The organism is Paenibacillus harenae DSM 16969, from assembly GCF_000422465.1.
GTDB lineage: Bacteria > Bacillota > Bacilli > Paenibacillales > Paenibacillaceae > Pristimantibacillus > Pristimantibacillus harenae.
Window position 1 is genome coordinate 1162815 of sequence record NZ_KE383842.1, and the last position, 14982, is coordinate 1177796.

The 14982-nt window shown below is 54.1% G+C and carries 16 protein-coding genes; all 16 read left to right on the top strand.

Features of this window, described 5'->3' with window-relative positions:
- The first annotated feature begins 290 nt into the window (after positions 1-290).
- Positions 291-1202 carry an N-acetylmuramic acid 6-phosphate etherase gene (gene murQ / locus H581_RS0115710; protein ID WP_028610845.1) on the top strand — a complete coding sequence of 304 codons (912 nt, stop codon included), beginning with the start codon at positions 291-293 and terminating at the stop codon, positions 1200-1202.
- Between the two features lie 51 nt (positions 1203-1253).
- Positions 1254-2696 (top strand): ABC transporter substrate-binding protein, encoded by a 1443-nt coding sequence (locus H581_RS0115715; protein WP_425414606.1) that lies wholly within the window; start codon positions 1254-1256, stop codon positions 2694-2696.
- Between the two features lie 92 nt (positions 2697-2788).
- Entirely contained in the window at positions 2789-3694 is a 906-nt protein-coding gene (locus H581_RS0115720) for a carbohydrate ABC transporter permease (RefSeq protein ID WP_028610847.1), read from the top strand.
- A 17-nt stretch (positions 3695-3711) separates the two neighbouring features.
- Positions 3712-4572, top strand: a complete 861-nt coding sequence (locus H581_RS0115725; RefSeq protein ID WP_028610848.1) for a carbohydrate ABC transporter permease — start codon at positions 3712-3714, stop codon at positions 4570-4572.
- Between the two features lie 9 nt (positions 4573-4581).
- Positions 4582-5775, top strand: a complete 1194-nt coding sequence (locus tag H581_RS0115730) for an anhydro-N-acetylmuramic acid kinase (RefSeq protein ID WP_036718676.1) — start codon at positions 4582-4584, stop codon at positions 5773-5775.
- A gap of 36 nt (positions 5776-5811) precedes the next feature.
- On the top strand, positions 5812-6792 hold the full coding sequence (locus H581_RS0115735) for a GNAT family N-acetyltransferase (RefSeq protein ID WP_342663409.1): 981 nt from the start codon (positions 5812-5814) through the stop codon (positions 6790-6792).
- Positions 6789-7493, top strand: a complete 705-nt coding sequence (locus tag H581_RS0115740; RefSeq protein ID WP_028610851.1) for a PIG-L deacetylase family protein — start codon at positions 6789-6791, stop codon at positions 7491-7493. Before H581_RS0115735 ends, H581_RS0115740 begins: the two co-directional genes overlap by 4 nt.
- Positions 7494-7504: 11 nt before the next feature.
- Positions 7505-8644 (top strand): exo-beta-N-acetylmuramidase NamZ family protein, encoded by a 1140-nt coding sequence (locus tag H581_RS0115745; RefSeq protein ID WP_028610852.1) that lies wholly within the window; start codon positions 7505-7507, stop codon positions 8642-8644.
- 22 nt (positions 8645-8666) lie between these two features.
- Positions 8667-8813 (top strand): hypothetical protein, encoded by a 147-nt coding sequence (locus H581_RS37935; protein ID WP_156889593.1) that lies wholly within the window; start codon positions 8667-8669, stop codon positions 8811-8813.
- 36 nt (positions 8814-8849) lie between these two features.
- A complete protein-coding gene (locus H581_RS0115755) occupies positions 8850-9764 on the top strand; it encodes an N-acetylglucosamine kinase (protein ID WP_028610853.1) in 915 nt (304 codons plus the stop codon).
- A 171-nt stretch (positions 9765-9935) separates the two neighbouring features.
- Entirely contained in the window at positions 9936-10352 is a 417-nt protein-coding gene (locus H581_RS0115760) for a MerR family transcriptional regulator (RefSeq protein ID WP_028610854.1), read from the top strand.
- Complete coding sequence (locus tag H581_RS0115765; protein WP_028610855.1) at positions 10349-10864, top strand: hypothetical protein; 516 nt, start codon at positions 10349-10351, stop codon at positions 10862-10864. The genes H581_RS0115760 and H581_RS0115765 overlap by 4 nt, the downstream gene beginning before the upstream one ends.
- Before the next feature lie 262 nt (positions 10865-11126).
- Positions 11127-11369, top strand: a complete 243-nt coding sequence (locus tag H581_RS0115775) for a hypothetical protein (protein ID WP_028610857.1) — start codon at positions 11127-11129, stop codon at positions 11367-11369.
- 462 nt (positions 11370-11831) lie between these two features.
- Positions 11832-12161 (top strand): ArsR/SmtB family transcription factor, encoded by a 330-nt coding sequence (locus tag H581_RS0115780; protein WP_028610858.1) that lies wholly within the window; start codon positions 11832-11834, stop codon positions 12159-12161.
- Positions 12158-12556 carry an SRPBCC family protein gene (locus tag H581_RS0115785; protein WP_028610859.1) on the top strand — a complete coding sequence of 133 codons (399 nt, stop codon included), beginning with the start codon at positions 12158-12160 and terminating at the stop codon, positions 12554-12556. Before H581_RS0115780 ends, H581_RS0115785 begins: the two co-directional genes overlap by 4 nt.
- A gap of 163 nt (positions 12557-12719) precedes the next feature.
- Positions 12720-14975 (top strand): ATP-binding cassette domain-containing protein, encoded by a 2256-nt coding sequence (locus H581_RS0115790; RefSeq protein WP_028610860.1) that lies wholly within the window; start codon positions 12720-12722, stop codon positions 14973-14975.
- Positions 14976-14982 lie beyond the last annotated feature (7 nt).

A 14982-nucleotide genomic window follows, 5' to 3' on the forward strand; every position in this document is an offset into this window, starting at 1 on the left:
GCTTTTTTATACCACATCAGAATTTATACGTTTCCGACGATGTCGGAATTGTGAATTCTTATTGGCGATAGACCTTCCTCTAAACGCGATCGCTCATCCTCGAAAAGCCTCGATAGAGGTTTTTTCACGCCGCTGGTTGGTTTAAAAATTCAAAAATAATCATCCACTTAAAATTATATTTCAAAATCTATTGACAGGGACGAAAGCCACACTTCATATAAACATAACAAAGTCGATGTCAGAAAAGTCAACAATAATCTGACACGCTACAGGTAGGAGATTGAAACCCTATGGATGAGTACCTTGCGGGACTAACGACAGAGAAAATCAATCCGAACACGCAGATGATTGATGAATGCACGACGGAAGAGATGCTCGACCTCTTCAATCGGGAGGATGCTACGGTACCTGCCTCGGTAGCCGCGGAGATTCCGCAAATCGCCAAGGCGGTAGACATTCTTCATCGTCGGCTTAAGGACGGCGGCAGAATGTTTTATATAGGCGCTGGCACCTCGGGAAGATTAGGTGTATTGGACGCGTCTGAATGCCCGCCCACCTTCGGGACGGACCCTGAGCTGGTGCAGGGGTACATTGCCGGCGGGGATACAGCGTTGCGTACTTCAATAGAAGGATTCGAAGACAGCGAGGAGGAGGGGATCGCGTTAATCGAGCGATGCCGGGTGACGGACAAGGATGTCGTCATCGGCATCTCCGCCAGCGGCAGCGCCGCTTTCGTCATCGCAGGATTGAAGAAAGCCGCGGAGCTTGGCGCCGCAACGATCGGCGTTGTGAACAACAAGCAGTCGAAAATGTCGGAATTTTGCGATGTATGCATCGCTCCCGTCGTTGGCCCGGAGGTTATTATGGGCTCTACCCGGATGAAAGCGGGGACGGCGCAGAAGCTGGTGCTCAACATGCTGACGACCGGCACCATGGTGAAGCTGGGCAAGACGTACAACAATCTGATGGTGGATCTGAAGGCCAGCAACAAGAAGCTGGTGAACCGGTCCGTTCGGATCATCCAAGCCGCAACGGGCGCGGACGCGGAGAAAGCGGCGGAATATTTGCGACTGGCGTCCATGAACTGCAAGCTGGCGATCATGATGATGAAGAGCGGGCTAGGCAAGCAAGAAGCGGAGCAGGCGTTGAAGGTTTGCGACGGCAGCCTGAAGGCGGCCGTTCGCATGTGCGCGGCGAAATAAGAAACATGGGCAAGACATAACTTACGAAACCTACGGGGGAGGAAGATGGTTTTGACAAACAAATTTCGCGTATTTGCTTCTGTATTGGCACTAACGGTATCGCTCACGGCAATATCCGCATGCTCATCCGGCAATAACGGCGGCAGCAACTCTAACGCTCCGGCGACGAACGACTCAGGCGCGGCGACAGAGGAAGCGAAGGACACGATTACGGCGCTCCTGCCGCCGGTATCGGCCAACTACCAAAGCAATTTCGATCAAATGGAAGCGGACTTTAACGCGCTTTATCCCAACCTGACGCTGCAGATTGAACCAGCCAGCTGGGAGGATATTACGCAAAAACTCGATACGCAGGTGAACGCGGGCAGCCCGCCGGACATCGCGTTCATCGGCTCGGACGGCATTTCCAAATACGTCGAGCAAGGCATGCTGATGGATATCACGATGGCAGCGATTCCGGAAATGATCGGCGACTTCGACCCGGTGCCGCTGAATTACATGAAGAACGGCTCCGGCCTGTACGGCTTCCCGGCATACATGTCGATCCACGCGCTGGGCGGCAACAAGCAGTTTCTGGAGGAAGCGGGCATCGACTGGAAAAGCGTTCAGAAGAATGGCTGGACGTACGAGGAATTCCGCGAAGCGATCAAGAAGGGGGTCGTATCGAGCGGCGGCACAACGTCGCGTTACGGCTTCGTATTTGCGACTTCCGGCGTAACGGCGAAGGACTATCTGAACATTCTGATCAAAAACGCCGGCATGCCCGCCGCATTCGATAAGGACCTGAAATACGCTTACACGAGCCAAAACTATCTCGGCGTGCTGAAAGCGGTGCGCGAGCTGATCGACGACGGTTCGATGCCGAAGGAGCTGAGCTCGGTCGATGCCGGCAAACGCTGGAATATGTTCTTAACCGGTCAAACGATGATTACGGGCAAAGGGCTTGCGACGTTCGAAAACTCGGCGAAAACGAACAACAAAAAAATCGAAGCTGGCGACGGAGCGGTCGAAGGCAGCGTCCCGGTCAATTACGTCGTCCTTCCGGTTCCGACGTTTGGCGCCGATCCGGTGGCAAGCGCGGCGGTAGACGGCTACGTGACGTTCCGCGGCAAAAAAGAACCGACGGAAGAGCATAAAGTAAATGTGGCGAAAGCGGCTTACTACCTTGCGAGCGGCAAAATCGCGGCAACGACGAACACCGAGCTATTGGTCGAACAAATTACGGACTCCGGCAGAACGGCCGCCGAAAGCCTGGACGTGGAACGCGACCCGGACAACGCGGCGGCATCGCAGCGGCTTCAGTCCATTGCCTCTCCTGCCCGACCGGATATTCCGGCCGAACTCGGCGCGGAAGCGATCAAGCTCGAAGACGAAGTCATCATTCCGAAATTCCAGGCGCTGCTCGCAGACGAGATTACGCCGGAAGACATGTTTAAAGTATTGAAGGAAGCAGCCGTTAAAGCATTTGGCGAAGACGGCGTCGTGACGGATTAAGCAGCTTTATTCGGATAGCCGCGCGGGCAAGCGGCTATCCGGCCTTATCAAGTTTGTCGAGTATCGGAGAACCGGGAGAGGAGTCCGGCATGATGGCTCAACTGGCAAGAACGGTTAAGAAACGAATAATCAGCGGTGACGGTGGTGCTTGGGCTTATGCGTTTATCGCGGTTGCGCTGGTCGTGTTTGCGCTATTTACGGCGTACCCGGTAATCAATGCGTTTATAATCAGCTTTCAGGAATACAAGCCGCTCGGTTCGACCTACGCCGGCTTCGATAATTACGTCCATTCGTTTGACGACGAGTTGTTCTGGAAATCGATCAAAAACACGATTGTTTATACGCTTCTAACGGTTCCGGTTAGCTTGGTTTTGTCCTTTGGCGTAGCGATTCTTATTTTGCCTCTGAAAAAAAAGCTTCAAACGACGTTTAAAGCCGTGTATTACTTGCCCGCCGTTGCTTCAGGCGTTGCGCTGTCCGTGGTGTGGCTGTGGATTTTCGATCCGCTGCAGACGGGCATCTTGAACCAATTGCTTGCCTTCTTTGGAATCGGGAATCTGAACTGGCTCGGCACCAGCGCGACATCGATGTTCTCGCTCGTCCTGATGGCGTGGTTGTCCAGCCATGGTACAAGCATCATCATTTACTTAGCCGCTTTGATCGGCATCGATAACAGCTATTATGAAGCAGCGGAGCTTGACGGCGCGTCCTTCTCCCAGAAGCTGCGGCATATTGTCATTCCGTTCATGAAACCAACGACATTGTTCCTGCTGGTTACGGGCGTTATCGGCTCCTTCCAGGTGTTCCAGAATGCGTACCTGATGACCGGCGGCGGACCGGACAACGCGACGACGATGGTCGGCCTGCTTATTTTCAACAATGCGTTCAAATATTTCGAGTTCGGCGAAGCATCCGCGCAAGCGCTAATCTTAACGCTCATAATTGCCATCATCTCTTTTATCCAATTTAAGTTCCTTGGCAATGACGTGGAATATTAGGGAGAGGGAGTGACGGCATGGCCTTATTCAAACAACATACGGATCATAAATCGATCCTGTACATCCGTAACGGCATTATTATCGTAGTCTTGTTCGCATTCGCACTGGCCACCCTTTTTCCGATTTACTTCATGATAATTTCCTCGTTCGGCGATCCGATCGAGGCGGGCGCGGCAAGCTATTCGTTATGGCCCGGCAAGTTTACGCTGGCGTCCTACAAGTTTTTCTTCGATTACAGCGAGCATTCTTACCGCTGGCTGATTAATTCGTTTGTCGTGGCGGCCTGCGTGACGGTATCCAACGTCCTATTCGCAAGCCTCGCGGGTTATGCGTTCTCCAAGATCCGATTCCGGGGCCGCAGCGTTTTGTTTGCCGTTCTGCTGTGCGCCATGATGATTCCTTATCAGGTGACGCAGGTTCCGCTTTACATTCTGATCGTCAATATTTTTCAGATGGAAAATACGTATACCGCGCTTATTGCGCCAAGCCTCGTGACGGTGTACAACATCTTCCTGGCGAAGCAGTTCATCTCCTCGATTCCGACCGAAATTATCGAAAGCGCCAAGGTTGAAGGCTGCAGCCAATGGCAAATTTACGCCAAAATCATTCTGCCCCTATCCAAAACCGTCATGGCCGTCATGGCGATTCTGACCTTCATGGAAAGCTGGAACACGTTCTTCTGGCCGTTCCTCGTAACGAATACGATGGATATGCAGACGATCCAGGTCGGCCTTAAAAACTTCCGGTTCGCCAATACGACCTACTTCGCGCCGATGATGGCCGGAGCGACGATATCGGCGGTACCGATGTTCATTCTGTTCTTCAGCTTGCAAAAATATTTCCTCGAAGGCGTTACCGTCGGAGCGGTGAAAGGATAGGTGGAGGACATGGCACAATCTAATGGCAGTTTGCGGCGTTACGCGGTAGGCCTCATGTCCGGCACGTCCGTAGACGGCATCGACGCTGCCGTCGTCGCGATCGAAGTCGGCCCCGGCCACGGCGCAGGGCTCCGGGCGGAGCTGATAGCCTTCGAGAACCGTCCTTATCCGGCGGCCGTCAGGGAGGACATCTTCGCGCTATTCGATCCGCGGCGCGCAACGGTCGACCGGGTCGGCCGGATGAACGTCCTGCTCGGCGAATTGTACGCCGAAGCGGCGCTGTCGGTTATCGCCGCCGCGGGGCTGTCGCCCGCGGACATCGCGGTCGTCGGCTCGCATGGACAAACGATATGGCATGCGCCGGAGACGGAGCGCGCGTTCGGTTACGACATCGGCTACACGGTGCAGATCGGAGAAGGGGCGGTCATCGCCGCCCGCACGGGAATTCCGTGCGTCTCGGACTTCCGCGTCGCCGACATGGCCGTCCGCGGCCAAGGCGCCCCGCTTGTCCCGTTCACCGAATATTTGCTGTACGGGGAGCAGAGCCGTACGCTGCTGCTGCAGAACATCGGCGGCATCGGCAATATGACCGTGCTTCCGGCGGGCTGCTCCGAAGATGAAGTATTCGCCTTTGACACCGGACCGGGCAACATGCTGATCGACGGCCTGGTGTCGAAGCTTTATCCAGGGCTTGCGATGGATAGAGGCGGCGCGCTTGCCCGCCAAGGGCGGGTGAACGAAGCGCTGCTTGAGGAGCTTCGGCGGGAGCCGTATTACGGATTGCCTTTGCCGAAGTCGACGGGACGGGAGCGATTCGGCGCTCCTTACGTCGAGAAGCTGCTTGCGTTTAGGGCGGGGCACGGCCTGTCCGACGTCGACCTGGTCGCGACGGTTACGAAGCTGACCGCTTGGTCTATCGGCGACGCATACCGGCGTTACGTGCGGGACCGTTACGCGGCGGATGCACTGATCGTTGGCGGCGGAGGCAGCTACAATCCGGTATTGATGAGCTTTCTGAAGGAGGAAATGCAGCCGCACGGCATGAGCGTACAGACGCAGGAGGAGATCGGCGGCAGCAGCGATGCGAAGGAAGCGGTCGCTTTTGCGCTGCTTGCCGACTGCGCGATCGCTCGGAGACCGAACAATTTGCCGTCTGTAACGGGGGCCGAGCGCCCCGTCGTCATGGGCAAAATATCGTACTAATTCCGGCCGTTAACAGGCGGCTGGCGGAACGAGGCGATGGAGATGGTTGTCGAGGCTTGGGATGAGCGCTACGCGAACGCCGTAATCGCGTTATGGAATAAGGAAGCCGCCCGGGACGGCTATAAGGAGCTGGATGCGGACAGCTTCAATCGCATCTTCACGGGCAACCCGTATTTTGACCCCAAGGCGGCGTTCGTATGGCTCGACGGACGGGACGTGGCCGGATTTTCTTGCGGCTGTACAGGCGACGAATTGCCTTTGGGCGACAAAGCCGGTTATATCACCTGTATCGTGCTGCGGCGCGAGCATGCGACAGGCGCGAATTATAAGCGGCTGGTGCACGCGCTAGAGGCACGTTTCGCCGAGCTGGGCAAGACGCAGGCCGACGTTTTGTTTTTTAACCCGATGCAGCTGCCATGGTACATCCCGGATACGCCAAGTCACGAGCATAACAACGCGCCTGGCGTTCCGGTCGGAAGCCTGCTGCACCGGTTTTTACTCGGCGAAGGGTATGCGGAGCGGGCGGTGGAGCAGGCCATGTATTTGGAGATGTCTTGCTTTGCCGTTCCGGAGGATATCCGGTTGAAGGAAGCGGCCGCCGCCGAGAAAGGATACGCGGTTGGCGTATTCTCCTCCAGTGAGATCGGCGGAATCGCCGACATGCTGACCGGCCTCGGTAATCCGCTCTGGACCGAGGAGATTACGCGGTGCGCGGCGGAGGGGACGCCAGTCGTGTTTGCGGCTAAGGAGGGCCAGGCAGCCGGCTTTGCCGGTCCGGTCATCCGCCAGCCGAACGGGCGGGGCTGCTTCGCCGGCATCGGCGTCCATCCGGACCATGAAGGGAACGGTCTCGGAACGGTGCTGTTTTTTAAGCTGTGCGAAGCTTTTCGCGCAATCGGAACGCCTTACATGTCTTTATACACGGGAAGCGCGAACCCGGCCGCCAGGATTTACGAGAAGGCCGGATTCCGCACCGTCAAAACCTTTGCCGTCATGCGGAAGGAGCTGTTCAAATGAACGTGGAGAAGCAAACGATATTCGCGATCGGCGGGCATGTCGGAGATGCGGAGCTGACGGCGGGCGGTGTTCTCGCCAGCCATTCTTTGAAAGGGGACCGCATCGTCACGCTGGCGCTGACGGCGGGCGAGCGCGGCGTGCCGGCCGGACGCGAGGTCGGCGAATACCGCGAGCAAAAGGTGCGCGAGGCGAAGGAATTCGCCGAATTGCTAGGCGGCGATGCCATCGTATTCGATACGCCGGACGGCGAGCTGCAAAATAGCGAGGAGAACCGTCTCCACGTATGCGACGTTATCCGGGAAGTGAAGCCGAACGTGATCATTACGCATTATAAAAGCAGCATGCACAAGGACCACAACACGACGAATCAGATCGTGACCGACGCGCGTTATTACGCGGCGCTTGGGCCGCTGAAGCGGAAGCTGCCCGCGCATTTCGCTGCCAGGCTTTATTATGCGGAGAACTGGGAGGACGCGGTCGATTACAAGCCGTACGTCTACGTTGATTTCGACCAGGCTGCCTTTGACCTGTGGGAAGAGGCGGTATCCAGGCACTGGTTCGTTACGGGAAGCAAATCGTTCCCTTATCTCGAGTACTACAAGCATCTTGCCCGGGTGCGCGGCATCGAAGCCCGCAAGCTGTACGCGGAGACGTTCATGGTTCCGCCGGAAACGCTGCGGTTGCTGAAGTCCGAGCTGTAGGAGGCCAGGTCATGGTGAAAAACGGTATCGACAGCATAGCGGACTACGGGGCCTTATTCAAAGGCAAACGGCTGGGGCTTATTACGGCGCCGACCGGCATCAACGCCGAATTCGTATCGTCAATTCAGCTTTTGCACGACCATTACGAGCTCGCGGCATTGTTCTCGCCGGAGCATGGGGTGCGCGGCGATATCGCCGCCGGAGGGATGGTGGATACGTACGCCGATCCTTACACGGGAGTGCCGGTATACAGCCTGTACCGCAAAGATTCGAAGCGGATGACGGCCGACATGCTGGACGCCGTCGATATGGTCGTCTACGACATTCAAGACGTGGGCGTCCGTTATTATACGTTTATTTCCACGATGCTGCTCGCCTTGGAGGATTGCGCGAAGGCGGGGAAGCCTTTCGTCGTGCTGGACCGTATAAATCCGCTTGACGGCGCCACCGTCGAAGGGAACGTGCTGAAAGCGGGTTATGAATCGTTTGTCGGGCATTATCCGCTGCCGGTCCGTTACGGACTTACGGCAGGCGAAGCGGCCGTCATGGCAAACGACCAAATGGGCTTGAAGGCCGACCTTCACGTCGTCCGCTGCCAAGGCTGGGACCGCAAGATGCAATTCCCGGACACCGGTATGCTCTGGGTTCCGCCATCGCTCGGCATCCCGCGTTTTGAAACGGCGCTGCTGTATCCCGGCACATGCCTGTTTGAAGGCACGAATGTATCCGAAGGCCGCGGAACGGCGCTTCCGTTCGAAATGATCGGCGCTCCGTTTATCGATTCGCAGCGGCTGGCGGACGAGATGAACGCCAAGCGGCTGCCGGGCGTCCGGTTCCGTCCCGCTTATTTTAAGCCGACCGCTTCCAAGCATCAAGGGGAGCTGTGCGGCGGCGTGCAGGTGCACGTAACGGACCGGCGCGCGATTCGGCCGCTGGACGTCGGGGTTACGCTTTTGTATATGATTAAGGAGCTTTACAAGCTTTTTACGTTTCTGCCGCCGATCCGGGAAGGCTCCAGGCCGTTCATCGATTTATTGGGGGGGGACTGCAAGTATCGCGCGGTAGACGCTTCTCCGGCGACGCTGCTGGAACGGTTCCGGGAGGAGAGCAGCCGATTTGCGTTGACGAAACGGCAGTACCATATGTACTAGGCGGCGATGACTGCCTCTGTGCTTGACCGCGGTCGCGCTTGGCAAGCCGTACGATCTGGAGCTGCTGGATGGCAATGACTGCGGTCTTGCCGCCTTTGATTACACGGCGCTAATGCTCCGGTCGCTGGCCTGCATACTAAGCGGAGAGACCGCTCCTACAGAAGGTTAAGTCTGATGGAATCGAATACGGGAGCGTGAAGACGGCATGAGATATATAGCCGGATTGGACGGCGGCGGAACAAAAACCGCGGGAGCCGTCGCCGACGAGAAGAGCAATATAATCGGCAAGTTTACGTCCGGGGCGATTAATTTTAACGGTCAGGACGAAGCAAGCATCCACGGCAGCGTCCGGGAGATGATGGCGAAAATCAGCGACATATGCGGCGGTCTCGAGCATTGCGCGCATATTTGCATCGGAGCGGCGGGCGTAAGCAATCCGTCCGCCTGCTCCCGGCTGGCCGCCATGGTCAGGGAATGCGGTTATGCAGGAGGGCTGACCATTACCGGCGACCATGAGACGGCGATGTATGGCTCGCTTGAAAGCTCTTCCGGCATCATTCTCATTGCGGGAACGGGCTCGATATGCTTCGGCCGCAACGAAAACGGGGCGGAGCACCGGACCGGTGGCGGCGGGCATCTGATTGACGACGAAGGCAGCGGCTACAGCATCGGCCGCGATTTGATCGCGGCCTCGCTGAAAGCGCATGACGACCGGATCGCGAACCGGAATATCGCCCCGATGGTATTCGCGAGGCTGAAAGTGAAATCGGTTCGGGAGTTGATCGGCTTCGTATACGATCCGAAGACGAACAAAAAGGACATTGCCGCGCTTGCTCCGCTTCTCTCCGAGCTGTGCGCGCTTGGCGACGAGGAAGCTTATGCCATCGCGAGGCGAAGCTCGCTCGCCTTGTACGAATTGGTCGTTCCCGTCGCGGAGAAGTTGGCCTTGCAGGACGGTGAAATTGCGCTGACGGGCAGCGTCCTTACTCGGAACGCCGTTGTGCGCGCTTCGCTCGTCGCGCTGCTCGGACATAAATATCCGCACCTCAACTGTATCGCGCCCAAGCGCGATGCCGCGTACGGCGCGGCTCTGATGGCGCTGGAGAAGCTACAAGCTTAACCACCGCCGGGCGGACAACAAAACAAGGAACGAGACTGCGGCTTCCGTGCAGTTTCGTTTTTTTGGGCTATTGCCTGCCGTGCCTCAATTGACAACATGTATAAAGTTACAGTAAACTGTAAATAACACACTTAAGTGTAAATTTATCAGTGTAGTGTAACAGGAGGGGAAATGGATACTTATACCGCTAAACAGATCGCCGAACTTATCCAGAACGAGGATCCTGCGATGAACCTTAGAACAGTACGATATTATACTCAGATCGGGATCATTCCTCCGCTTGAGCTGGCGGGGAATAAAAGAGTTTACACGAATACGCATGTCCAATACTTACGGGCGATTATCACGTTGAGCAGAACAGGCGAAACATTAGCAGCTATCCAAGAGAAGTTAAAAAATCTCTCTATGGAGGAAATCGAGAAAATCGGCGATCAGCTGCATCTTTTTAAATCCGATCGTGTGCTCGAAAACGAAACGCATCAAATTACCGGGGATGTTATCATTACCTTGAGCCCCCGAATTTCAGCGGAGCTAAAGCAAAAAGTCATTGACTCGGTATCGATGCTCTTAAGGGGAGAGCAGAAGTGATTCTGGAATATAGGCTCGCAAAGTCCATCATGGAGAATGAGGACGGTCTGAATCATCTCTGGATCCGGTTATCCGGCACTGACCCATATGATCGCAAAAGGGTTCAAATGAACATTAACATGCCGGACGGATTATTACGTTTGCCAAATCTGAATGGCTGCAGTGAGGACCCCGCAGGGAAAATGGAACTCGCACAATCGGACGATATTTTGTTGGAAGTCTATACGGAGGACCAAGTCGCTTGCGGCGTGTATATGATTTCAGTTGACATTTCATATTTGGATGTACGAAACCCACTAAGGATGATGTTAATTGCCATTCCCGTTAGGTTAGTCACTGAGGATGAAATGGATGGTGTTGTGATTGACGATGAAGTCGTAAATCGCCTTAAGCAGCTAAAAGGAAAAGCCGCATCTAATGAGACAGACGAAATAAATGTGTTCGGAATCCGTCCGATTTCTGTAAAAAACGAGTTTTCGTTTCTGGAACAGAAGTATCGAATCGATTATTGATACCCAGGAGGAGTAAATCAAATGGATGAACAGCATCACCGGGAGTATACTGTGGAGTTTCAAGATCCAAGTAACAGAGTAACCTACTTTAATCATGTAGTGGCGTCGAGTGTTGCTGATGCGAAAGGCCGGATTTTAAGCCGACACCCCGACGTACTAATACGAGCCGTAACCATAAATCCGATTGATGATAGAACGTCAAGCATACAGTAAACTTTTATAATGGAGCCCTGAAGGAATATAGGGCGAATTTGGAGGGCAAATGGACCATACCGATAAAAGAAACCGTTTGGACGAAGCCCCTTTTCGTTATCGGGTTAATAAGGATCATACCGTATTTATCGATTATTATGGGAAACAAGTCAAAATCCTGAATGGAAGAAATGCTGTCCAGTTTTTAAATAAAATGAAAGCAGCAGAAAATGAAAAGGCGTCGCAATTAGTAATGGCAAAGGTAACAGGGAATTTCAAAAGGGGAAATGAACGCGTTGGCGATGAGAAGTAAACGGTGCGAGTCAGTATACTAATGAGAGGCCTTAGGACGTGGTTTAAGAGACAGAGACATTGATAATGTCAGAGGACATGAACATTTATCTTTTAGAAGCCGCGCTTTAGCGGCTTTTTTCATTTAAACGGTACAAGCTGCCTGTATAAAACTAGGGGTTGCGTGAAAAATGAGATTAGTCAAAAAATTCGGACGTCGATACATGACTTACAGAGAAGCGAGTAAGGCAATACATGTCCTGTAATTCGTTGGAATTGGCAGGGGAAGAATCCCTGAGTAATCAGGCGTATATTAATGTTATTGACATGACACCAAATGGTGACCTATACTCAAAGAGTCACTAAATGGTGTCCAATTGGAGTTAGTCATTTGGATCGTTTGAAACCTGAATAAGTTTCACTTGAAACGGAGGAGGTGGCGAAATTACCAGCTGTCCCTTGGTAATAATTAGGAGATGGTATTATGAGCGAGAACAACCAGTTGCGGGATGTATTTGACGCGATTGCTGATCCGACTAGGCGTCGATTAATTCAACTGTTAGCAGAGGCAGAGGAGATACCGCTTCATGAATTAACGGCACAGTTTCAAATGGGCCGTACGGCAGTATCCAAGCATTTGACCATCCTCAAAGAGGCCGGACTGGTACTTGACCGAAAAGTCGGCAGAGAAACGCGGTTTAGGCTAAACGCCTCCCCACTCAGAGAGGTTCAAGATTGGGTGGGTTTCTACAGCAAGTTCTGGAGTATGAATATGTTGCGCTTGAACCAACTGTTAGAGGAGGAAGAAGAATGAGTTTAAAATTAGAATTGGACTTTCAGTACAAGACTTCGATCGGGAAGCTTTGGTCCGCCTTAACCGATTCAAGCAAGCTTGCCAAGTGGGTCCTGGAAAATGATTTCAAGCCCGTCGTTGGACACCGGTTTCAGTTTCGCGCCCAGCCGAACGAATATTGGGATGGAATTATAGACGGCGAAGTGTTGATCGTAGATCCGCCAACCCGCCTGTCCTATTCTTGGGCCGTCGGAGAAGAGAAGCACACGGTCAACTGGACGCTGCAGGTTTTAGAAGACGGGAAGGTTAACCTGCATCTGGATCAAACCGGATTCTCTAATGTTCACGGACTCGAAGGCGCTAGGCATGGCTGGAGCAATTGGTGCGGCGAGCTTGAACGGCTGTTGGCACAATAACCGTATTCGAAAAATCTCGTTCCTCAATGCTAAACGATGGGGACGATAGTCGCTCCTTGTTTGACCCGAATCAACCTAAACCGGCTGCATGTCGTTTGCAACCGGTTTAGGTCTACCAGCATGTATATAAGCCGAAATTAACACGATCGGAAGGATGGTAATCATGAGCGAATCTAATCAGGAATATATCGTGATCTCGGGTGCGAGGGAGAACAATCTCAAGAACGTATCCTTGCGCATCCCCAAGCGGAAAATCACCATATTTACCGGTGTATCCGGTTCCGGCAAATCGTCGATCGTTTTTGATACTGTCGCCGCTGAATCCCAGCGTCTACTGAATGAGAACTTCAGTATGTTCGTCCGCACCTTTCTGCCGCGCATACCGCAACCGGCTGCAGACGCGATCGAGAACCTGAGTATGGCTGTAATTGTGGATCAGAAGCGGCTGGGCGGCGGTTCCCATTCCACGATGGGCACGATTACCGATATTTCTCCCATTCTCCGTCTTCTCTTCTCCCGAGCGGGGCAGCCCTATGTTGGACCAGTTAACATGTTCTCGTTTAACGATCCGCAGGGCATGTGTCCCGAGTGCAACGGGATCGGCCGCAGGCTGGGCGTCGACATGAGCAAGGCGCTGGATATGTCAAAGTCTCTCCATGAAGGGGCTGTTATGCTGCCGGACTATTCGGTGGGCGGCTGGGAGTGGAACATGATCGTACAGTCGGGGGACTTCGATCTCGACAAGAAGCTGAGCGATTATTCGGATGAAGAACTGGAACAACTGCTGTACGCCAAGGCAAGGAAAGTACAGATGGATTTTGCCGGCAAGGCAACGAATATTACAGTGGAAGGCGTCATTGAAAAATTCACCAACAAATACATCAAACAGGATGTGAAGATGAAGTCCGAACGCACGCAAAAAGCCGTTGCACCATTCATTTCCGAAGGTCCGTGCTCCAGCTGTCGCGGCGCGAGACTCAGTCAGGCCGCGCTTAGATGCAGGATCAACGGACTCAACATCGCGGAGATGTCCTCCATGGAGGTCGGTCAGCTCATCCGCGTCATTCGGGAGATCGTCAATCCCGTCGCCGCGCCGGTCGTCAAGTCGCTGACGGAGCGGCTGCAGCATCTGGTGGATATCGGGCTTGACTACTTGACGCTGGACCGCGAGACGGATACATTGTCCGGCGGCGAGTCGCAGCGCGTCAAGATGGTGAAGCATCTGAGCGGCAGTCTGGTGGATGTCACTTACATCTTCGATGAGCCCAGCGTTGGTCTTCACCCCCGAGATGTACACCGGTTAAATGAATTGCTTCAGAAGCTGCGCGACAAGGGCAATACCGTAATCGTCGTCGAGCATGATCCCGATGTGATCAAAGTGGCGGACCATATTATAGACGTCGGACCTCACGCCGGCAGCCGCGGCGGTACCATCGTATTTGAAGGCAGCTTTCAAGGCTTGCTGGAGGCAGATACGCTGACGGGCACCCATATGAAGCGGCCCCTTCTGCTGAAGCAAGATTGCAGACAGCCATCCGGCAAACTATCCATCAAGAATGCCACGCTGCATAACCTGCGGAACGTGAGTGTAGATATTCCAACAGGAGTGATGACAGTCGTTACAGGTGTCGCCGGCTCGGGCAAAAGTACGCTGATTAACGAAGTATTCCTCAGCCAGCATCCGGATGCGATCGTCGTCGATCAATCGGCGGTAGGCGTGTCAACACGCTCGAATCCCGCGACCTACACGGGCATTATGGATGATGTGCGCAAGGCGTTTGCTTCCGCGAACAAGGTTAACCAAGGCTTGTTCAGCTTCAACTCCAAGGGGGCTTGCGAGAACTGCCAAGGGCTGGGCGTTGTATATACAGACCTTGCGTTCCTCGACAGCGTGAAGCTGCCATGCGAAGTATGCGGAGGCAGACGGTTCAAGGAAGAGGTGCTCGTGTACAAGCTGAACGACAAGTCCATTGCAGAAGTGCTGGAGATGACGATTGAGCAGGCATTGGCATTTTTTGAGCTTAAAGAGGTTGTGCGCAAGCTCCAGGCAATGAGCGATGTAGGGCTGAACTATATTACGCTCGGCCAGCCGCTCAGCACGCTCTCGGGCGGGGAATGCCAGCGTATCAAGCTGGCAAGCGAATTGCATAAGAAAGGCAGCATCTACGTGATGGACGAGCCGACGACCGGCCTGCATATGTCGGATATCGGCCAACTTTTGGGAATCATGAACCGCCTCGTGGATGCCGGCAATACGGTGATCGTCATCGAGCACAATCTCGATGTGATCAGTCAAGCGGATTGGATCATCGATATGGGACCGGACGGAGGCAGCAAGGGCGGCCAGGTCGTGTTCGAGGGCTTGCCTTCGCAAATCATCCATGCAGAGCAGTCGATCACGGGAAGATACTTGATATAAAGAGGGG